Origin of the sequence: Chryseobacterium sp. OV279 (assembly GCF_900128945.1) — a bacterium.
In the GTDB taxonomy this organism is placed as follows: domain Bacteria; phylum Bacteroidota; class Bacteroidia; order Flavobacteriales; family Weeksellaceae; genus Chryseobacterium.
In genome coordinates, this window is the sequence record NZ_FQUD01000001.1 from 637,590 (window position 1) to 657,608 (window position 20,019).

At 37.9% G+C, this 20,019-nt stretch carries 22 protein-coding genes; 15 read left to right on the forward strand and 7 right to left on the reverse strand.

The genetic code is table 11. The features are described 5' to 3' along the window. Positions 1-4 precede the first annotated feature (4 nt). Both BUA72_RS02720 and BUA72_RS02725 read left to right on the forward strand, forming a co-directional pair. Entirely contained in the window at positions 5-502 is a 498-nt protein-coding gene (locus BUA72_RS02720) for a hypothetical protein (RefSeq protein WP_072921720.1), read from the forward strand. Positions 503-518: 16 nt separating this feature from the next. Next, positions 519-1,016 carry a hypothetical protein gene (locus BUA72_RS02725; RefSeq protein ID WP_072921721.1) on the forward strand — a complete coding sequence of 166 codons (498 nt, stop codon included), beginning with the start codon at positions 519-521 and terminating at the stop codon, positions 1,014-1,016. 79 nt (positions 1,017-1,095) lie between these two features. Here the strand turns inward: BUA72_RS02725 and BUA72_RS02730 are convergent, their stop codons facing one another. Beyond that, positions 1,096-1,680, reverse strand: coding sequence for a DUF3109 family protein (locus BUA72_RS02730; protein ID WP_034731509.1), 585 nt, complete (start codon positions 1,678-1,680; stop codon positions 1,096-1,098). 5 nt (positions 1,681-1,685) lie between these two features. Next, complete coding sequence (locus tag BUA72_RS02735; protein WP_047450212.1) at positions 1,686-2,591, reverse strand: DUF6427 family protein; 906 nt, start codon at positions 2,589-2,591, stop codon at positions 1,686-1,688. A 42-nt stretch (positions 2,592-2,633) separates the two neighbouring features. Between BUA72_RS02735 and BUA72_RS02740 the strand changes: the two genes are divergently transcribed. Then, the gene (locus BUA72_RS02740) at positions 2,634-2,867 is read left to right on the forward strand and encodes a DUF6341 family protein (protein ID WP_047450208.1); all 234 of its coding nucleotides are present in this window, start codon (positions 2,634-2,636) and stop codon (positions 2,865-2,867) included. 79 nt (positions 2,868-2,946) lie between these two features. Here BUA72_RS02740 and BUA72_RS02745 read toward each other — a convergent pair whose 3' ends face one another. The 5 genes from BUA72_RS02745 to BUA72_RS02765 form a co-directional block, all read right to left on the reverse strand. After that, complete coding sequence (locus BUA72_RS02745; protein WP_047450205.1) at positions 2,947-3,384, reverse strand: universal stress protein; 438 nt, start codon at positions 3,382-3,384, stop codon at positions 2,947-2,949. Positions 3,385-3,444: 60 nt separating this feature from the next. Then, on the reverse strand, positions 3,445-4,050 hold the full coding sequence (locus tag BUA72_RS02750; RefSeq protein WP_072921722.1) for a fumarylacetoacetate hydrolase family protein: 606 nt from the start codon (positions 4,048-4,050) through the stop codon (positions 3,445-3,447). 67 nt (positions 4,051-4,117) lie between these two features. After that, positions 4,118-4,519 carry a putative signal transducing protein gene (locus BUA72_RS02755; protein ID WP_034731518.1) on the reverse strand — a complete coding sequence of 134 codons (402 nt, stop codon included), beginning with the start codon at positions 4,517-4,519 and terminating at the stop codon, positions 4,118-4,120. Between the two features lie 3 nt (positions 4,520-4,522). After that, positions 4,523-5,287, reverse strand: a complete 765-nt coding sequence (locus BUA72_RS02760; protein WP_072921723.1) for a 3'-5' exonuclease — start codon at positions 5,285-5,287, stop codon at positions 4,523-4,525. A 106-nt stretch (positions 5,288-5,393) separates the two neighbouring features. Beyond that, positions 5,394-6,107: a CDP-alcohol phosphatidyltransferase family protein gene (locus tag BUA72_RS02765; protein WP_072921724.1), complete on the reverse strand. Its 714-nt coding sequence runs from the start codon at positions 6,105-6,107 to the stop codon at positions 5,394-5,396. 89 nt (positions 6,108-6,196) lie between these two features. Here BUA72_RS02765 and BUA72_RS02770 point away from each other — a divergent pair, with 89 nt between their 5' ends. The 12 genes from BUA72_RS02770 (at position 6,197) to BUA72_RS02825 (ending at position 19,985) form a co-directional block, all read left to right on the forward strand. Further along, complete coding sequence (locus BUA72_RS02770) at positions 6,197-8,125, forward strand: LTA synthase family protein (RefSeq protein ID WP_072921725.1); 1,929 nt, start codon at positions 6,197-6,199, stop codon at positions 8,123-8,125. Positions 8,126-8,344: 219 nt separating this feature from the next. Beyond that, the gene (locus tag BUA72_RS02775; protein WP_034731525.1) at positions 8,345-8,764 is read left to right on the forward strand and encodes a DUF2147 domain-containing protein; all 420 of its coding nucleotides are present in this window, start codon (positions 8,345-8,347) and stop codon (positions 8,762-8,764) included. A gap of 266 nt (positions 8,765-9,030) precedes the next feature. Beyond that, positions 9,031-10,011, forward strand: coding sequence for a pyruvate dehydrogenase complex E1 component subunit beta (locus BUA72_RS02780; protein ID WP_034731527.1), 981 nt, complete (start codon positions 9,031-9,033; stop codon positions 10,009-10,011). A 116-nt stretch (positions 10,012-10,127) separates the two neighbouring features. Further along, positions 10,128-12,122, forward strand: a complete 1,995-nt coding sequence (locus BUA72_RS02785) for a KUP/HAK/KT family potassium transporter (RefSeq protein WP_047450186.1) — start codon at positions 10,128-10,130, stop codon at positions 12,120-12,122. A 67-nt stretch (positions 12,123-12,189) separates the two neighbouring features. Next, a complete protein-coding gene (locus tag BUA72_RS02790; RefSeq protein WP_034731532.1) occupies positions 12,190-12,663 on the forward strand; it encodes a Fur family transcriptional regulator in 474 nt (157 codons plus the stop codon). 3 nt (positions 12,664-12,666) lie between these two features. Beyond that, entirely contained in the window at positions 12,667-14,400 is a 1,734-nt protein-coding gene (locus BUA72_RS02795; RefSeq protein WP_072921726.1) for an OstA-like protein, read from the forward strand. A gap of 275 nt (positions 14,401-14,675) precedes the next feature. Next, the gene (locus BUA72_RS02800) at positions 14,676-15,599 is read left to right on the forward strand and encodes a hypothetical protein (RefSeq protein WP_072921727.1); all 924 of its coding nucleotides are present in this window, start codon (positions 14,676-14,678) and stop codon (positions 15,597-15,599) included. A 1-nt stretch (position 15,600) separates the two neighbouring features. After that, positions 15,601-16,428, forward strand: a complete 828-nt coding sequence (locus BUA72_RS02805) for a hypothetical protein (RefSeq protein ID WP_047450176.1) — start codon at positions 15,601-15,603, stop codon at positions 16,426-16,428. Positions 16,429-16,430: 2 nt separating this feature from the next. After that, on the forward strand, positions 16,431-17,207 hold the full coding sequence (locus BUA72_RS02810) for a hypothetical protein (RefSeq protein ID WP_072921728.1): 777 nt from the start codon (positions 16,431-16,433) through the stop codon (positions 17,205-17,207). A gap of 135 nt (positions 17,208-17,342) precedes the next feature. Continuing rightward, a complete protein-coding gene (locus tag BUA72_RS02815; protein ID WP_072922476.1) occupies positions 17,343-18,518 on the forward strand; it encodes an aspartate aminotransferase family protein in 1,176 nt (391 codons plus the stop codon). Between the two features lie 190 nt (positions 18,519-18,708). After that, positions 18,709-19,095 carry an START-like domain-containing protein gene (locus BUA72_RS02820; RefSeq protein ID WP_034731603.1) on the forward strand — a complete coding sequence of 129 codons (387 nt, stop codon included), beginning with the start codon at positions 18,709-18,711 and terminating at the stop codon, positions 19,093-19,095. A 77-nt stretch (positions 19,096-19,172) separates the two neighbouring features. Beyond that, positions 19,173-19,985: an aminotransferase class IV gene (locus BUA72_RS02825; RefSeq protein ID WP_047450170.1), complete on the forward strand. Its 813-nt coding sequence runs from the start codon at positions 19,173-19,175 to the stop codon at positions 19,983-19,985. Positions 19,986-20,019 lie beyond the last annotated feature (34 nt).

Genomic DNA, 20,019 nt, shown 5'->3' on the forward strand with positions numbered 1-20,019 from the left:
AGTGATGACAGAATCAGGAAAGATACAATACAATATAAAAGGAGAAAAACCTTCAAAAGGCTATCAGATAGTTAGAGTAAGAAATATAATCCATTCAAAAGAAGTCTTGGATAATTTCAAGAATGCAGTATTAACATTCTTAAAAAATAAAAACCTTCACTATGAAGATCCGAAATGGGATGAATTACTGCCTCAGGGAATTGTGAATAAAATTAAACAATTAGATGATGATGATTATGGATATGATGAGTTGTTAGATGATATAGATATGACTATCTACAACTTTCAGGATATTAAAAAATGGGAATGGTATAGCTCTTTAGAAACGGAAAAAGGTTTTGATATTATTGTAAAAGGAAAGTTTAATGCTGGACAATTCATTAGCTTTATCCACTGCCAGAATGTTCCATTAGACAATATCAGGATCATAGATGCAGATAAAGAAGAAATTTATGAGTTGAAAACGATTAAAGATTATACTACCTATAAAATTTTAAAATGATTTTGTAAATAAATTCATGAATGAACAAAGAGATATAAAGTACAATATAGAAGGTGAAAAACCCTCAAAAGGCTATCAAATTGTGAGGGTGAGAAATACAGCTAATGCAAAAGAAGTTTTAGATAATTTTAAAAATGCAGTTCTGACATTTTTAAAGAGTAAAAATATTCATTATCAAGATCCGAAATGGGAGGAACTTCTTCCACAAGGAATTGTAAATAAAATCAAACAGCTAAATGATGATGACAAAAAATATGATGAATTATTAAAAGACGTGGATTTGTCAATTTATAATTTACAGTATATGAAAAAGTGGGAATGGTTCAGTTCTGTGGAAATAGAAAACGGCTTTGATATTTTTGTAAAAGGAAATTTTAACGGTTGGAAGTTTATCAACTTTATCCACTGCCAGAATGTTCCATTAGACAACATCAGGATCATAGATGCAGATAAAGAAGAAATTTATGAATTAGAAACCATCAAAGATTATACAACCTATAAAATTTTGAAATAATAAAGTCAAGCTACTCATGAGTAGAATATCAATCTGATAAAAGAAAAACCGCAGATCAGTCTGCGGTTTTTTTATTGGTTTAAGAGCCATAGGCTTTTTTCCATTCATCGGCAGCTTCACTAAGAACACCGTAAAACGCTTCACCGTATTTTCTGGTGAGAGGCGTTTTCAGGAATTTATAAATAGGAACCTGCAGTTCTTTTCCTAAAGCGCAAGCATCACTGCATACACTCCATTCGTGGTAGTTCAGGGCTGTGAACGTAGAATATTCTGTAACACGGATCGGGTAGAGGTGGCAGGAAATCGGTTTTTGCCAGTCTATAGCACCGTCTTCATACGCTTTTTCAATACCGCACTTCGTGATTCCTCTTTCATCAAAAGTTACATAAGCACATTCGCGGTCTTCTACCATAGGGGTTACATACATTCCGTCCTCCGGATCTGTAGTCCATGTTCCCTGTTCTTCAAGGGCTTTGATGCCTTCCTGGGTGAGATAAGGCTTTATTTTATCAAGAATACTGTCTAAAATCTCAAGTTCATCCTTATCCAGGGGAGCGCCTACATCTCCTTCCACACAGCATGCACCTTTACATTTCGTAAGGTTGCAAACAAATTCTTCGGAAAATATATCCTCTGAAATCAATTTATCGTCTATCTGAATCATAATCTTTAAAATAAATCAAAATACGTACCTGCTTTAAAAGCAATCAAACTTATAATGATAAGCCATAAGCTTACCTCCTGCATCCAGTATTTAGGCAAGAATCTCATCATCCTGCTCAGGATAATGCTCGACGGAAATGCCAGTAGCAGTAAATACTCATAATTTTTATTCATGTACAGAATAATAGTCACCAGCTGAGCCAGTGAGAAAACAAGCAGAAAGGTATACTTATATCTGCTTATCGGGCTTTTCTTGTTATAGTTTGTGAAGTGGTCGTATACCGCATAAATAAGCATCAGTAAAATAGGAATCAGTGGAAAAAGATCCGTATAATCCGTCATCGGTTTCATTTTTCCGAACGGGAAATAATCTATATTCCACGTCGTAAAACTGAAAAAGAACATGAGGGAGAAATAACTGAATGCAATTAATATAGTTCCTAAGAGAAATCTGAAGAGATTTAAGCTTATTTTTTGAGAAGTAGCGATCACGTGAACAATCACGAAAAGGGCCATAGGCCAGGTGGTGGGAAGGAAAATAAAATTCAGAGCAACGATGGCTCCTACCAGAACATACGACTTCTTTCTGATGTCTTCATCCGCACTGGTGAGGAGCAGAAGCAGAAAAGAATTGGTAAGCAGCGAAACGGCAATTCCGATGTCCAGATTTCCCGGATAAAGTCCAAAAATAAAAAATGTATATAAGAATAACGGCAGATGCGTCTGATAATTAAGCGCAATGCTGTGAAAACAAAAATATCCCAAAGCAATTCCCAGGAAAGTTACCCCGGCAATAATCGCTTCATATGTGTTGAAATTCAGTATGTTAAATATTATAACTACTAATAGAAGAAAACCAATATAAACAGGAATTGAAAAAATATTGCTTTCTTTTGAAAGTAATTTAAACATTTTTTATAAATTTGTACAAAGTTAATTTAAAAAAGGAAAATAATGACGTCTTTCTGGTTATTCTTAAGTAAAGTTTTCAAATTTACATTTGGTTTTTTTGAATCATTTGGAAATGTTTTAAACTGGATTTTATTTATCGTTTGCTGCGTACTGTTTACTTACTGGTGCTATGTATTGGTAGTAAAACTGGGTGGTGATAAAGATAAAGACTATTATTCTCCGACTGAGGGTAAGAACCCTTACTACGATCCAAAGATCTATAAAAAAGAAGGTTAATTAATTGGTTATATAGTAAAAAACCGATCGGACTTAGGTCTGATCGGTTTTTTTATTAACAGTTAAAATTTAATTCTTTCTAGTCGTGGATGGGAAGTACCAGTACCGGCACGGGTGAATCTTTTGTAAGCCCTTTCGTTAAGCTTCCTACAAAAACATCATAAATTCCACTTCTTCCGTGGGATCCCATAACGATATAATCTGCATTTTTAGCCTTGGCATAGTCCAGAATGGTATCTTTGGCGATTCCCTGTTTTAAAAGGTGTTCGCAGTCCACATCCTGTGCTATAATTCGCTGCTCAATCTTATTCAGCTGTACCAGTTCTTCTCTGATCTCGTTGGCTTCTACCTCAGGAAAATATTGATATCCCATATCACCGATAGCAAAACCAATATCCGATGGCGCTACGTGAATCAGAAAGATTCTGCCGTTTAACTGTTTTGCAAATTTTACGGCTCCGTCTACAAGCTGTTCTGTTTTGTCCCCAAAATCTACGGGTAGTACAATATTTATCATGACCTCTAATTTTGTTATTCTAAAGGTAAGAAAAAAATGCCAAAATTTTATGTTAAATACTTATAATATTCGGATATCAAGAATTTTCTCATCTTTCAGATAAGCTTCCAGGACGTCGTTTTCATTTACTTTCCCAACGCCTTTTGGTGTTCCTGTAAAAATAAGGTCACCCACTCTCAGGGTGAAATACTGGGAAGCAAAAGCAATGATATCATCAATACCGAAAATCATATCTTTAGTATTGCCATCCTGAACCTTTTCTTTGTTTTGAAGAAGTGAAAACTGAAGTCCTTCCAAATCATAGTTTTCTTTATTGAAAAAGTTTCCTACCACTGCAGAACCGTCAAAACCTTTGGCAAGCTCCCATGGAAGGCCTTTGGATTTAAGCTCAGTCTGAAGATCTCTCGCCGTAAAATCTATTCCTAAGCTGATTTCCTCATAATGCTTGTGAGCCACTTCTTTCTGAATGTATTTCCCACCTTTTGAAATCTTGACAACCACTTCCAGCTCATAATGTACGTCATCTGAAAATTCAGGAATGTAAAAATCGTTTCCTTTCAAAACCGCTGTATCCGGTTTCATGAAAATAACCGGTTGTTCAGGAATTTCGTTTCCTAATTCTTTTGCATGCTCGCTGTAGTTTCTTCCAATACAAATGATTTTCATAATTCTTAATTATTGATGTTTTATGTGTAAAGATGAAGTAATCTCTAATTTTTTTAAATCTTAAATACTATTGATGCGTAAACTCATTCCCACAATAGTAGCAGACAAACTTCTGACTGGACAGAATGGAGATTCCAAAGAAGCTCGTCGCTCTGTCGTCTCTGTAGATATGGTTTGAACCGCATTTCGGGCATACAAAATCAAATGCCGGATCCTTGATGGTATGTTCTACCTCCAGTGAATACGCCTCATTGTCATTATAATCCTGCAGAATCTGTTTCGCCTTTTCCAGATCATCTTCAAAAACCTGCAGCTGAATGCCGCCAACAGCCTGTGAAAGCAGCCAGTCAGACTGGATCAGCTGTTCGTTCGCAATGAAACCGTTCACCCCGTTTTCGGCAAGGATCTGTTTGTCCCTGTTAGCTTCAAGGGCGGTTTCGTAAAATTTAAAACGGACAAGATCTGACATGTATTAAAATTTGCTTGACAGTTGAATTTTGGTGAAGACTTTCTTCGTGTACAGCGGGAAATCCGCATTCTGAAGCCATCCGTAATAGCCTAAATCCTTCTGGAATACAGCTTTTACCACCTGACCTTTATATTTTCCGAAGTTGAAAACAGCTTCCGTTTTATCATTGTATCCGATGAATCCTGCAAGATCAGCGTTCTTATTATGGAAGGTGAATTCACTTAAAGGAGCAATTTCATTCGGGATATCATCATATTTTCCGACCTGTGCATCCAGTACCTCGAAAGTCGCCATTACATCAGCTTCTGCAGAGTGGGCGTTTTCCAGAACTTTTCCACAGTAGAACTGATAGGCAGCTCCCAGGTTTCTCGGTTCTTTTTTATGGAAAATAGTCTGTGCATCTACCAGTCTGAATTTACTTAAATCAAAATCAATTTCCACTCTCAAAAGTTCTTCAGCCAAAAGAGGAACATCAAAACGGTTGGAATTAAATCCTCCCAAATCGCTTCCTGCAAGCATTTCCATCACCTTTGGAGCGATATCTCTGAATGTTGGAGCATCTTTTACATCTGCATCATAAATTCCATGGATTAAACTGGATTCGTTAGGAATCGGCATTTCCGGGTTTACACGCCAGGTTTTGCTTTGTCTGGAAGCATCCGGGTTTACTTTTAAAATGCAGATTTCTACGATTTTGTCTTTTCCGATATTCGTTCCTGTCGTTTCAAGGTCAAAAACACAAAGGGGTTTATGGAGTTTTAAATTCATTTCTTTAATTTGAAAATAGGTTAATTTAATAATGTGCTGATTTAGTGATATGTTGATTCGGTGATTAAAGTCTGACATCTGATGTCTGATATCTGACGTCTAACATCTATCCCAACTGTCTCTGAAAAACCAGCGATACTAATATATAATAAATAACAAGCATAGGAATCCCTACAATCTGAAATATAATCAGAATAGCAATTCCGCCGACTAATAAAATAACTTTCGGGTAATTGTCCTGCAGCGTTTTCGATTTGAATTTCATCGCCATCATCTTGATCGGGCTGATCAGAAGACATGATGTGATAACCGTCAATACAATCAAAAGCAATGAATTGTCAAATAGGAATCCAAAAGCTCCGGTTTCTTTGAAGGCATAATACAGTCCAAACAGCAATACCGTATTGGTAGGCGTATTCAGTCCTTTGAAATAATAACGCTGCTCCTCATCAAGATTAAAAATAGCCAATCTAAGGCATGAGAAAATGGTCGCGAGAAGACCGATATAACTGATGTCAAAAGGAAGATGCAATCCTAAAATTTCATTTCCGAACGGTTCCAGAGCTTTATACATCGTAAGACCGGGGATCAGTCCGAAACTCACCATATCCGCCAGAGAGTCCAGCTGAAGTCCCAGATTGGAGTTTGATTTTACAGCGCGGGCGACAAACCCGTCAAAGAAATCGAAAATGCAAGAAAGAATCATACAGATGGCCGTAGTCTGGTAATCGCCCAGAATAAGATGTATCGCACCTACACAGCCTGCAAATAAATTGGCAAGGGTCAATAAATTCGCAAGATTATTTTTTATGAAATTCATATCAACAAAAATACAGTTTTTCCAAATTTTATACCGAAATATTATGAAGGAAAAAATACATTAATCGGTTTTTGATGTAAATTTGCCGAATGAAATTTTTTAAAGAATTTAGAAAACAGGAAGTTCTGGCGCTTTTGTACCGGATTTTCTTAGCATACGTTTTTTATCAGATTGCCCGGCTTTTGTTTTGGTATTTCAATAAAGAACTCATCAAAGTGGACTCTGTTTCAGATTATTTCAACCTCGCGTTTCACGGGACGGCCTTTGATACCACGGCTATTTTATATGTGAATGCTTTGTTTATTCTGTTAAGCCTTGTTCCCATTGTCATCAATACCAAGAAAGGCTATCAGGCTGTTTTGTTCTGGCTGTATTTTATCACCAATGGTATTGCTTATGCGATGAATTTCGGGGATTTTATCTACTATAAATTTTCACAGGCAAGACTGACATCTACCGCCATGGAGGTGGCAAAACACGAATCCAATGTCTTTAAAGTATTCACGGTTTCCGTAGGGCAGCATCCATTTGTTCTGATATGGTTTGTCGTGTTAATGGCACTTTGGGTTTTCCTTTACAAAAAGGTGAAGGTGACAGAGCAGAAGCCTTTAAAACTTATTCCATACTTTATATGGTCGGTACTGGTTCTTTGCGGGACCGCTGTTTTGGTAGTGGGAGGAATCCGTGGTGATTTCAAACACAGCACAAGACCCATCAATTTGGTGGATGCCAACCGTTTTGTAGTCAATCCGCTTCAGGGAAATATTGTGTTGAACAGTACATTTTCGTTTTTCAGAACATTAGGAACCAATAATTTTAAAGAAGTTCATTTTGTAGACGAAAAATTCATTGCAGACAATGTTCAGCCTTATAAAATATATGACAGGAAAGTAGAAAACCGTCCCAATATTGTCATTTTTATTGTTGAATCTTTTGGCAGAGAATACTCAGGAGCTTTTAATAAAGATAAAAATATCAACGGCTACGTTTCCTATACGCCTTTTATAGACAGTCTTGCGGGACAGAGTTTGATTTTTCCTAATATGTTTGCTAATGGTAGACAGTCTATCCACGGCATGAGCAGCGTATTGGCGGGAATTCCAAGTCTTACAGATGCGTTTACAAGCTCGCCGTATTCCAATCAGAAAATTCAGTCTATTGTTTCAGTTTGTAATGATCTGGGCTATGATACCTCTTTCTACCACGGAGCTCCTAACGGATCGATGGGCTTTCTCGGATTTGGAAATATCTTAGGATTTAAGCATTATTTCGGGAAGAATGAATACAATCATGATGAAGATTTCGACGGAATGTGGGCTATTTGGGATGAACCATTTCTTCAGTATTTTGCAAAGAATGTAGGAAAGAAGCAGCCTTTTATGACGACGGTGTTCACAGCTTCGTCTCACCATCCGTTTAAAATCCCTGAAAAATATAAAGGGAAATTTAAAAAAGGAACCATAGAAATGCATGAGCCGATCCAATACACGGATTACTCTATTAAAAAATATTTTGAAACCGCGAAAAAAGAACCTTGGTTCAATAATACCATTTTCGTGTTCACAGGAGATCATACCAACCAGATCGCTTACGGCGAATATGAAAAAGCGATGAACCGTTTTGCCGTTCCGCTGATCTTCTATTCTCCAAATCAGGAATACAATCTGAAAGGCGTAAATCCTGAAACCGCTCAGCAAATCGATATTTATCCTACACTGGCTGATCTTATCGGATACAACAAACAGATCAGAAGCTGGGGAAGAAGCCTCGTGAGTGATAAAAAATACCCTTCTATTGTAGTGAATTCTGACGGAAGTTCAGAACAGTTCATCATCGGGAATCATATGTACCGCTTCGATGGAAAGCAGATCACAGGGATATACGATAAAAATGACCTCGGTTTTGAAAAGAACCTGATGGGCCAGTTGAAAACCCCGGAAACAGAAAAAGAAATGCAGACGGCTAAAGCCTGGTTCCAGGATTATATGGACAGGGTGATCAACAGGAAACTGAAATAAGTTTGAGAGTGGGAGCGTTTTAGGGTTTTAGAGTTGAGTTGCTGGTTGATCGTTGCTGGTTCGCATCCCGCATCGCGAAACCCGAAACTTGCAACCCGGAACTTTGGCCTATCATATGCTTTGTATAATAAAAGTTTTTGCCTGTTTAAAATTTAATTTATACTTTTAGCAATAGATACATAACAAAAAACGTATATCGGAATTAAAACTATAAGAAATATGAAAAAATTATTATTAACATTCGTACTCTCTCTGTTTGGCGTATTATCGTTTGCACAGATTGAAGGGAAATGGAAGACTATAGATGATGAAACGAAGCAAGCTAAATCTGTGGTAGAAATCTTTAAAAAGTCAGACGGAAAGTATTACGGAAAAGTTTCCCAGTTGCTTATAAAGCCTGCAGATCCAAATTGCACGGGATGTAAAGATGACAGAAAAGGAAAACCAATCTTAGGCATGGAAATCATCAGAGGTCTTAAAAAAGATGGAGATGAATTTACAGGAGGAACTATTACAGACCCTAAATCAGGTAAGACGTATAAGTGTACCATCACAAAAAGTGGTGATAAACTGAATGTAAGGGGATATATGGGAGTTTCTGTATTCGGAAGAACTCAGACCTGGGATAAAGTAAACTAATCAGGTTTAAATAAAATGATAAGACGGCATTTCAGCAATGAGATGCCGTTTTTTGTTATATGCTGATTATTTTTACAGGAATTTGGTAAAGAACTTACGGTAAAATCCTGTCCGATCTCAGAAAAAACTACAGAGAACTGAGCCAGTCGGAAGAAAAAGCTTTTTAATTCAATAGATATTAAAGCTTCTCATTCAATGAGATGCCTTTTTTGTTATGTTAGTAATAAAAAAACACTATTTTTGTAGTCTAAATTTTTCAAATAAATATGGCAGAATATACTTTTCGTGAGGTAATTGCACAAGCAATGAGCGAGGAAATGCGTAAAGACGAATCCATCTTTTTAATGGGGGAGGAAGTTGCAGAATACAATGGTGCGTATAAAGCTTCAAAAGGAATGTTGGATGAATTTGGTCCTAAAAGAGTAATCGATACACCCATTGCTGAGCTTGGTTTTACTGGGATTGCTGTAGGTGCTGCGATGAATGGTAACAGACCAATTGTAGAGTATATGACGTTCAATTTCTCTTTGGTAGGTATTGATCAGATTATTAATAATGCGGCTAAGATCCGTCAGATGAGTGGTGGTCAGTGGAACTGTCCTATCGTTTTCAGAGGACCTACTGCTTCGGCAGGACAATTGGGAGCTACACACTCTCAGGCTTTTGAAAACTGGTTTGCCAACGTTCCCGGATTAAAAGTAGTGGTTCCTTCAAACCCTTACGATGCGAAAGGATTGTTGAAAACAGCTATTCAGGATAATGACCCGGTGATCTTCATGGAATCTGAGCAGATGTATGGTGATAAAATGGAAATCCCTGAAGAAGAATATTACCTGCCAATAGGTAAAGCAGATATCAAGAGAGAAGGTACAGATGTTACTTTGGTTTCTTTCGGTAAGATCATGAAGCTGGCTATTCAGGCTGCTGAAGATATGGCTAAAGAAGGAATCTCTGTAGAAGTGATCGACCTTAGAACAGTTCGTCCTCTTGATTTTGATACCGTTTTAGCTTCCGTTAAAAAAACAAACAGATTAGTGATCCTTGAAGAAGCATGGCCATTTGGTTCAGTATCTTCAGAAATTACATATATGGTACAGCAGAAAGCATTTGATTACTTAGATGCACCTATCAAGAGAATTACTACTCCTGATGCACCTGCACCGTATTCAGCTGCATTATTTGCAGACTGGTTCCCTAAGCTTGAAAAAGTGAAAGAGGAAATCAAAAAAGCGATGTACGTAAAATAACTATTATAGAGAAAAACTTCCGAAAGGAAGTTTTTTCATTTATTCTATTCATGAAGAATAGTTCTTGACGTCATAAAATTAGTATAAATTTGCGCGTTTAAAATAAATAAGCTGACATGGCAGACGTTACAGAAGATGGTTATCATTTTGACATAAAAAAACTTTCTTTTATGGGAGTTTTAGTCTCTCTCGGAATTGTTTTCGGAGATATCGGGACATCACCGCTTTACGTAATGAAAGCGATTGTGAATGCAAGAGATGGCGGTAGTAATATGCCTTTCAACGAATACATAGAAGGAGCTCTTTCATGTATTATCTGGACCCTTACTCTTCAGACTACAATAAAATACGTAATCATCGCTCTAAGGGCAGACAACAAAGGAGAAGGAGGTATTTTGGCTTTATTCTCATTGGTTAAAAACCTCAAAAAAGGATGGCTGTATCTTATTGCTATTGTAGGGGCAGCAGCACTGGTTGCAGATGGAGTCATCACGCCATCGCTTACAGTGATGTCAGCTATTGAAGGTCTTGAAATTTATAATCCTCATACGCCTGTTGTTCCTATTACGATCGGAATTCTGATTGTCATATTTGTGGTACAGCAGTTTGGAACCAGCTTTATCGGGAAGTTTTTTGGCCCTGTAATGGTGGTTTGGTTCCTGGTTTTAGGTGGTTTGGGAGTAATGCATTTAAGTGAAAACTTCGAAATTCTGAGATCTTTCAATCCTTATTACGCGTATAAGCTTATTGTCAATTCTCCAAGCGCAATTGTTATTCTTGGTGCCGTTTTCCTTTGTACAACAGGAGCTGAAGCTCTTTATTCAGATTTAGGTCACTGCGGAGCTAAAAATATTAGAGTAAGCTGGGGATTTGTTAAAGTGATGCTTATCTTAAATTATCTTGGACAGGGAGCATGGCTTTTGACCAATCATGCTAAACCTGGATTTTCTGTGGTGAACCCATTCTTTGGAATCATGGAAGAATGGATGATTGTACCGGGTGTAATTATGGCGACTGCAGCAGCTATTATTGCAAGTCAGGCCTTAATTACAGGTTCTTTTACCATCTTTTCTGAGGCGATGTCACTTAATTTATGGCCTAATCAGAAAATTGATTACCCTTCCGGAGTTAAAGGACAAATGTATATTCCAAGAATCAATTGGGGACTTTTGATCTTATGTATTATCGTAGTATTACATTTTAGAGAATCAGGGAAAATGGAAGCCGCCTATGGATTGTCCATTACGGTAACAATGCTGATGACAACGATCCTGTTGGTTTTCTGGTTGTTAAAACACAGAGTAAGCAAAGTACTAATCTTATTTTTCGCTTTAGTTTACATGGCGATTGAACTAGGGTTTTTCAGTGCCAATATTATCAAGTTCATGGAAGGTGGATGGATTACTGTAGTTTTAGCAGGTTCTATTGGGATCTCTATGTATGCATGGTATAATGGACGACTTATAAAAACAACATTTATCCAGTTTGTAAAAATAGAGAAATATGTATCGATCATAAAAGATATGAAGCTGGATGAAAGCATTCCAAAATATGCAACCAACCTTGCTTATTTGAGCAGAGCCAAGAGAAATGATGAGGTAGAATCTAAAATTATTTACTCCATCATCAAAAAACAGCCGAAAAGAGCAGATCATTATTTTATATTAAGTATTGTCAATCAGGAAGATCCGTATACTTTTAAATATACCGTGGACGAAATTCTTCCGGGAACTGTATACAAAGTCAATTTCCTTTTAGGATTTAAAGTAGACAGAAGGATCAATGATTATTTTAATATGGTGTTGAAAGATCTTATGGCCGATGGAACCATTCCTTCAAGAAGCAGCCATCCGTCTCTGAGAGCCCATAATATACCGCCGGATCTGAAATATGTGATTATAGATAATACATATATTAACGATATACTTTTAACGGTTAAACAGAAGATTGTACTCAATATCTACAACTTTGTGAAGTACATCGGAAGCGATGATTTCAAGGCCTGGGGAGTATCCTCACACAACGTGGAAGTGGAGTCTGCGCCTATCACAGAACTTACGATTTATGACAACAAGATTGAGCAGTCTGGCTTCATCCGTCACAACTCCTAAAAGTCCGGGTAGCAAACCATGAGGTCTATTTAAATAAAAATCAATAAATTTGTAGATAATTTTTTTGATGGATACAATACAAAAAGAAAAAAATATTGCCTTGATCAAGGATGTTTTAAGAAATTACCTGCTAGAAAAGGGTTTCAGAAACACACCTGAACGATATACGATATTAGAAGAGATTTATAATATGGATCATCACTTCAATGTGGATGATCTGTATCTCCTTATGATGCAGAAGAAATATCATGTTTCAAAAGCAACCATTTACAACACTATTGAAATTTTCCTTGATGCAGGGTTGATCCGTAAGCATCAGTTTGGAGAAAAAACATTGACCTCTTCATCTTATGAGAAGTCTTATTTTGACAAGCAGCATGACCATTTGGTGATCTACAAAAAAGGCTCTGATAAAGAAATTGAAGAAATTATCGAATTCTGCGATCCAAGAATCCAGGGAATAAAAGAAGCAATTGAAGAAGCATTTGGCGTAAATATTGATTCGCATTCGCTGTATTTCTATGGTACTAAGAATGATTAATCAATGAGAATAATCCTTTTTCTGTTAATTTTTATTTCTGCGTTCAGTTCCGCACAGGACAATAAAACGACGCAGGTGGATTCTTATGTTCAAAATAAAGGGAAAGCTACGCCGGTAGTACGCCCTGAAGATAAGGTGAAAATCATCCATTCCGATGAATTTAATAAAGACACCAAGTACGAAGGAAACCAGTATCTGGTAGGTCATGTTCAGATAGAGCATCAGGGATCTATTCTTTATGCAGATGAAGTTATTCTTTACAACGATCAAAGTATTGTAAAAGCCATTGGTAATGCTAAGTTGCAGAACGCAGACGGTTCCGTAATTACTGCCCATGAAATGGAATACAACGGAGCTACCCAGAAAGGGGTGGCCAGAAAAGACGTTGTTCTTACTGATCCTAAACAGACCATTAAAACAGATATCCTTTATTACGACAAGCTTGCCAATCAGGCTTATTTCAATACAGGAGGGACAATTAGTGACGCACAAAATGTGATGTATACGAAATCGGCTACCTATTTCCTCGATACCAAAATGATTGATTTTGTTGGGAATGTGAAAATAGACAGTCCTGATTATATCATTGAAGGTCCCAATATCAAACAGAACCAGAATACAAAAGTAGCTGAGTTCTTTGGACCGACTACCATCACCAACCGCGCCAATCCTAAAAACAGAATCTACACCGAAAGAGGAACCTATAGAATGGAGACTAAGGAAGCTTTCCTTAACAAAAACTCCAAGATCTTTTATAACGACAAGATCCTGACTGGTGATGATATGTATTTTAACAATATCACAGGTTTCGGGAAAGCAACCGGAAACGTTACGCTGGATGATCCTAAGGAAAGAAGATACATCAAAGGAGGATATGGAGAAGTTTTCCAAAAGAAAGATTCAGCCATGATGACCAAAAGTCCTTATGCTGTTAAGATCATGGAAAAAGACTCTATCTATTTTGCAGCAGAAAAAATTCTTTCTTACCAGAGACCGGATTCAGCCGATATTACTATTAAGAAAAGCTTTTTAAGAGCCTATAAAAAAGGACGTATCTTCAAATCCAATGCGCAGGGAAGAGCAGATTCCATCGCTTTCAATGAAACAGACGGGATCATGCATATGTATACCAACCCCATTCTTTGGAGTGGCGAAAAACAGGTAACCGGAGACAAAGTGGAAGCCTATTTCAATACAAAAACTGAAAATATAGATTCACTGAAAGTAATCGGAAATGCCTTTGCCATCAGTAAGGTGGATTCATTGAACCTTAAAGATGAATTCAACCAGGTGAAAGGAAAATTCATGACCGTTTACTATCATAATAACGAGATCAAAGAAGCGAGAGTCGTTGGGAATGCCCAATCCATCGCTTATGTGGACGATGTAGATCAGGAAACCAAACAGCCCCAGAGAATAGGAATTACGCTTTCTACCTGTGGAATCATTGGAGCTTTATTTGAAGAAACCGGATTGCAGATTATATCATGCAGCATAGGTGCCAATTCAGATACCTATCCCATGAGTATGATAGAACCGGACAAAAGAAAGTTCTCCGACTTCAACTGGAATACCAAAGACCGGATCAGAAAATGGCAGGATATCCTGGTAGACAGTCCTAATAACGAAGAAATTAAATATACTTCCGATAATGAGTTGTTTAATAAAGCTCAGGAAGCTGTAGATAAAGCCAAAGCCAAAGAAGAGGCCAAGAAACCGAAACGGGTGCGAAAATAAGAAACAAAAATTTTCAACGAAAACATTAAATCACCATTTTTTAATAAGAAATGGTGATTTTTTTTGACTCAAAAAGTAGAATTATTTTCAAAATCTAGTAAAATTATAGACTTTTATTCCAAAAGTAAGCATAGGGACTACTATCGAAATTCCTTTTAAACTCTGGGTTTTTAGCCATTGCTTATATTATTAACATTAATTTTTCACTAAGGTTGTTCTTTGAATACTAATATTTTATAAATTTAATACACCTAGAATGATAAAAAAATTTAAAAATGAAAATCAACTATTTCCTCTTGGTTCCTATTCTTTGCTTTATAGGGATCAACGCACAGGTTGGGATTGCAAAAGCACCCGGATTTCAACCTGACGAAAGAACACTTCTGCATGTAAAACAAGACAACAATGCAGCACGGATGCCCAGGTCCAACACAGCAGCAGTTCTGCCAGTCTCTGCTACCGGTACTACTGGAAACGGTACCCAAAGTTCCATTATCTTCAACAGAGAAACCGGAAGTATTGTTCAGAATGACGGTGCCACCTGGAAAATTTCAGATCCCATCGTGACGACCTTGAAAAACAACAAAATGGCACGTTTTATAAGAAGTGCTGCCATCACTGCAGATTGCGGAACCTGCGGATTGGGATGTGGAGGCGTCAACCGGCTTTGCCCACAGGCCGGAGGGGCGGTAGATGTTCCTTTTACAAGTGTGAGCCCAAGTTATAATGATATTACAGCAGATGTCTCGCTTGCCGCTGCTACCAGTAATGTCATTAATATCAAAACAAAAGGATTGTATAAGATCTCCTTTAAAAGTGGTGCGATTGATGTGAAGACACCGGCTCTCTGTGTAGGTGTAACCATTAATCTATACTCAAAGGTTGATCTGGAAACAAGTACAGCGGCCACTCCAACTACCTGGAGACCTATTACAAACAATTCGACAAGTTCTACCAGCGGTGCACTGTCCTTAGGAAGTTTATCACCGGGATCTATTGATGTAGGGCAGTCATTGGTTCTTACCTATATAGGCAGCTTTGAAGCAGGGGATAATTTACGCCTCAGGTTTTATGGAAACCAGAACATTGGAACAGGTGTTTGTACCGGTATTATTGGAGGAAATGTATTGTCTTTTTCAATGAATACCACAGGAAATGCCGTGTCAGAAATTATTGTCGAAAAAATAAATATGCAATAAGATGAAAAAGATCCTATTAATTGTAGTGCTTTTATTTCAATATGGCATAAACGCACAGGTAGTGATTGGGGACAATATGGTCAGCAATCAGAATATAGTAAAAGTAAAGGATGGAACTAGGGGAGTAATTCTTCCATATTCCACGACCTTTACTGCTTTTCCCAAGTATGACGCTGCATCATCAGATCTCTTTAGTGATTATCCCAATCTTGTAGGTGGTCTTATCTACAATAAAGCTGATGACCAATATTATAAATATGACGGTTTTGCCTGGAATCCTGCAAGACAGATACAGGGGATTTTTCAGCCTAAAGGTTCAAGACTGGGTATTTCTTCGGGAATTACCATTCCATGTTTAGCTTTCGGTCTTGGAATATGCCTTTCTCTGGGGGCTCCGGTTTATCTTGCCCCGGACAATAAAAGCCAGGTGCTTGTAGATAATCTGCTTCTGAAAAATGCAAGCTCGGTGACGGTGAAACAAAACGGAATGTACGATATAGCCGCAGCTCTTGGTTTCACAGGAGGCAGTGTGGGTGCACAATTGGGAGTTACCGAATTTAAATTGACACTACAGGTAAAATATACGCCGGCTTCAGACTGGGAAACCATCGTTACCAAGACGAACTATTCTCTGGTATTTATCATCGATACTCAGGGTAGTAAAACATCCAGCTTTGCACAGACCGTATCTTTACCTGCCGGTGCTGAACTGAGAGTTGTTCCTACCATAACAACTGTTGGAGGCTCAGGAGGATCTTTGTCTGCTTACGGGACAGACAGCAATTCTATAAACTCATATATCGGAGCACGTTTAATTAAAGCCTACTAACCATGAAAAAATATATATTCTGCCTGTTCATGTTTTCATTAACGATGTACAGTGCACAAGTCAATTTTACCAATATACCCAATCCTGATTCCAACGCCAATGGTAACGATCAGGTAATGATGTATATCACCAATACAAGTGAAGCGACAGGGGTTAAAGGTTTTGGATTACCTGCTGTTGATACTCCTACAGATTTGCCTAACACGGGCGTAAATGCACCTGCAACCAGAATAGAAGCTTTGCGCGGAATGCTTCTGTTTGTAAAAAGCACAGGCGAAGTAATGGTATTCGATGGGCTCGTTTGGAGTAAAGCTTTTGAAATAGAATCTGATAATGTTTCCAGATTTGCAATAAATCCGGTCAATACCAGTTCAGGTTCCGTGATGCTTCCCATCAGTTCTTTGATTGATAAGCCTAATTTTTTAGCAGATCCGTTAAAGCTTAAAACCAATGCAGCAACAACAGGTGCAGATCTGAACAGGCTTTATATCCGTCAGAGCGGTTTGTACAGAGTGAACGTAAGTCTGAATTTTACCGGAGCAGCCGGCGCATTCAGCAGCAGATTAGGGGCAAGTTTGTATGTGAACGATGCCAAGAGATTTCAGCTTTTGGAAAACACAGTGAATTTCGATGGGACAATTCGGAAAATCAGCTTAGATTTTTCAGTATATATCGTTCAGGGACAGTATATTACCCTGGAGGCGATTTCTGAACTTGGAGGAACAACCGCCTATAACGTCATTAACAACAGCTTTGTGACGGTGGAAAAAGTACTTTAAATCAGCTTTCTACTTTTTATTATTTATATTCAATTGCCCTTGAGATCATCAGGGGTAATTTTTTTATTCCCGGCAGATAATTTCTGCATGTGCCGAATCTTTTTTAGCTTTGCTGAAAATTTCGCGACAATGGAGATGCACAAGGACTTTTTTATATATCAGGCACAGACTACAAAATTTGCAGCAGGTTTTGAAGTTGAAAAAGCAGAGGGAAGCTATATCTACGGAACAGATGGAAAAAGATATCTGGATTTTGTGGCCGGCGTTTCTGCCAATACTTTGGGACACTCGCATCCTAAGGTGGTGAAAGCCATCAAAGAACAGGCAGACAAATATCTGCACGTCATGGTGTACGGAGAATATGCACAGGAAAAACCGATCGCATTGTGTAAACTCCTGGCAGAATCTACGCCCGATCCTTTGGAAATCACTTATCTGGTGAACAGTGGGGCAGAAGCGATTGACGGCAGTCTGAAGCTGGCCAAACGCTATACTGGTAGAGAAGAAATCGTTTCTTTTAAAAACTCATACCACGGGAATACACACGGAGCTTTGAGCGTATCAGGAAACGAAACCCATAAAAGAGAATTCCGTCCGTTACTTCCGATGGTCAGCTTTATTGAATTCAATAATGAAAATGATCTTGACCAGATTACAGAGAAAACAGCATGCGTCATTCTGGAAACCATTCAGGGGGCAGCAGGATTCTTAGTTCCTGAAGGGGACTATCTGATTAAGCTGAAAAAAAGATGCGAAGAAGTAGGAGCTCTTCTGATTCTTGATGAGATCCAGCCCGGATTCGGTAGAACAGGGAAATTATTCTCTTTCGAGCATTTCGGAATTGTTCCGGATATTCTTGTCATGGGCAAAGGAATGGGAGGCGGAGTGCCGGTAGGTGCTTTTATGAGTTCGAAAGAAATCATGGAAACCCTTTCACATTCCCCTAAATTAGGACATATTACAACGTTTGGAGGAAACCCATTGATCGCAGCAGCCAGCCATGCTACTTTGAAAGAAGTTCTGGAAAGCGGACTGATGGAAGAGACCACTGAAAAAGAAAAACTGTTCAGAGAACTTCTGGTCCATCCGAAGATTAAAAATATTAATGGAATGGGGCTGATGCTGGCCGTTAATCTGGGAACACCTGACTACACCCTTGCCGTAGCCAAAAAATGCATGGAAAAGGGCCTTATTGTATTCTGGCAGCTCTATAGAAATGAGTACATGAGAATCTCCCCGCCGCTTACCATCTCACTAGAAGAAATCAGACAGGGATGCCAGATCATTCTGGATGTTCTGAACGAAGATTAAATGATACAGTCTCTCCACACCGGAGAGATTTTTTTATGCATCACATGGCTTTTTTTATGCTGAAAATCATATTCTACAGCGTTTTAAAACCAGTGATAAATATCATGAAGATTCTTTAAAAAAGTAATTGCTTTTTTGTGTAATAAAAAAATTAATTTATATATTGCGGGACGATAAAAACAAAGATTATATGGCGAAACATAAAGTCCATTACGAATTTCCAATGCATTGTTTATCAGAGATTTTATACGAATATCTGGCAACAGCGGAGGGGCTATCTGAATGGTTTGCGGATGAGGTTACAGAGAAAGGCGATGATTTCTTTTTTAGCTGGGGCGGAGGACCTGCCGAAAAGGCCACTTTGATTAGATATAAGCCGGAAGGTTTCGTACGTTTCAGATGGGAAGAAGATGAGGGGACTAAAAATTTCTTTGAAATGACTATCACAATAGACGATATTACAGAAGATCTGGCTCTGAATATTACAGATTTCTGCGAAGAAGGTTCTGAAGAAGAGAATGCATTGTACTGGGAAAACCTGATAGAAAACCTTAGAATAAAATTAGGTGCGGCATAAGCCGGACGCTATTAAATGGTAAAACTGATGAACGATTTATCGTTCATTATTTTTTTATAAATAAATCACATCAAAAATTGGAAAATCAATATTTTACATCAGACGGATTAAATGTAAAGAATAGAGCGTTCCTTTTGGGCGACGCAGTGAAGGTTTCTTTCTTCGTAAGAAACGGAGGACTGATCATGGATGAAGAGTGCTATTTCTTCCTGATGGCTTCCATGAGAAAGATGAGAATGAACATTCCGCTTACCTATACGCTGGAGTTTTTTCAGACCCTTTTTCATAAAGATGTTATCGATGGTAAAGGAATTAAAAACGGAATTATCAATTTTCAGGTTTTCAGGAATAATGATGCTGTAACGGTTTCAAAATCTTCAGTATCCTATTTCTACGAAGTAACAGAGTCAGATGATGTGCTTACTGTTCATCAGAGACCTCTGGAAATGGACCTTACCAAGGAAATCAATGTTAATAATAATTTATTAAGCAACATCAGGGTTCACTCCCCGGAAAATATTTACGGAGGCATCTATGCGGAAGAAAATGATCTGGATGACGTGATTCTGCTTAATCCCAATAAAAGAATTGCACGTACTACTTCAGGAAATCTATTGTTCCTGGAAGGCAATGTGATCAAAGTTCCCAAGCAGTCTGAAGGCGCATACATTTCTCCTTTGATGGAAAATTTTGTCACTTTCCTGCATAAAAATAACCTTGCAGATATTCAGGAACACGAAATTATTGCTTTTGAATCACAAAAAGCAGAAGAGATTTTAATGATCTCCGACGAGAAAGGCATATTTTCTGTAGGTAAAATAAGAAATAAGACGTTTGAAAGCTCCCGTTTTATAGAAATGGTGGAAAGCTGGAAAAATAGTTTTCAATAAATTGACAAACCCGGTAAACAACAAAGTACCCAAG

Coding starts and splice junctions, on each gene's coding strand:
- BUA72_RS02765 (WP_072921724.1), bottom strand. CDS start 6,107: ATGAATTTCATAAAAAATAATCTTGCGAATTTATTGACCCTTGCCAAT.
- BUA72_RS02750 (WP_072921722.1), bottom strand. CDS start 4,050: ATGAAAATCATTTGTATTGGAAGAAACTACAGCGAGCATGCAAAAGAA.
- BUA72_RS02800 (WP_072921727.1), top strand. CDS start 14,676: ATGAAAATCAACTATTTCCTCTTGGTTCCTATTCTTTGCTTTATAGGG.
- BUA72_RS02770 (WP_072921725.1), top strand. CDS start 6,197: ATGAAATTTTTTAAAGAATTTAGAAAACAGGAAGTTCTGGCGCTTTTG.
- BUA72_RS02795 (WP_072921726.1), top strand. CDS start 12,667: ATGAGAATAATCCTTTTTCTGTTAATTTTTATTTCTGCGTTCAGTTCC.
- BUA72_RS02790 (WP_034731532.1), top strand. CDS start 12,190: ATGGATACAATACAAAAAGAAAAAAATATTGCCTTGATCAAGGATGTT.
- BUA72_RS02780 (WP_034731527.1), top strand. CDS start 9,031: ATGGCAGAATATACTTTTCGTGAGGTAATTGCACAAGCAATGAGCGAG.
- BUA72_RS02755 (WP_034731518.1), bottom strand. CDS start 4,519: ATGTCAGATCTTGTCCGTTTTAAATTTTACGAAACCGCCCTTGAAGCT.
- BUA72_RS02745 (WP_047450205.1), bottom strand. CDS start 3,384: ATGATAAATATTGTACTACCCGTAGATTTTGGGGACAAAACAGAACAG.
- BUA72_RS02720 (WP_072921720.1), top strand. CDS start 5: ATGACAGAATCAGGAAAGATACAATACAATATAAAAGGAGAAAAACCT.
- BUA72_RS02775 (WP_034731525.1), top strand. CDS start 8,345: ATGAAAAAATTATTATTAACATTCGTACTCTCTCTGTTTGGCGTATTA.
- BUA72_RS02815 (WP_072922476.1), top strand. CDS start 17,343: ATGCACAAGGACTTTTTTATATATCAGGCACAGACTACAAAATTTGCA.
- BUA72_RS02735 (WP_047450212.1), bottom strand. CDS start 2,591: ATGTTTAAATTACTTTCAAAAGAAAGCAATATTTTTTCAATTCCTGTT.
- BUA72_RS02740 (WP_047450208.1), top strand. CDS start 2,634: ATGACGTCTTTCTGGTTATTCTTAAGTAAAGTTTTCAAATTTACATTT.
- BUA72_RS02810 (WP_072921728.1), top strand. CDS start 16,431: ATGAAAAAATATATATTCTGCCTGTTCATGTTTTCATTAACGATGTAC.
- BUA72_RS02805 (WP_047450176.1), top strand. CDS start 15,601: ATGAAAAAGATCCTATTAATTGTAGTGCTTTTATTTCAATATGGCATA.
- BUA72_RS02785 (WP_047450186.1), top strand. CDS start 10,128: ATGGCAGACGTTACAGAAGATGGTTATCATTTTGACATAAAAAAACTT.
- BUA72_RS02820 (WP_034731603.1), top strand. CDS start 18,709: ATGGCGAAACATAAAGTCCATTACGAATTTCCAATGCATTGTTTATCA.
- BUA72_RS02730 (WP_034731509.1), bottom strand. CDS start 1,680: ATGATTCAGATAGACGATAAATTGATTTCAGAGGATATATTTTCCGAA.
- BUA72_RS02725 (WP_072921721.1), top strand. CDS start 519: ATGAATGAACAAAGAGATATAAAGTACAATATAGAAGGTGAAAAACCC.
- BUA72_RS02760 (WP_072921723.1), bottom strand. CDS start 5,287: ATGAATTTAAAACTCCATAAACCCCTTTGTGTTTTTGACCTTGAAACG.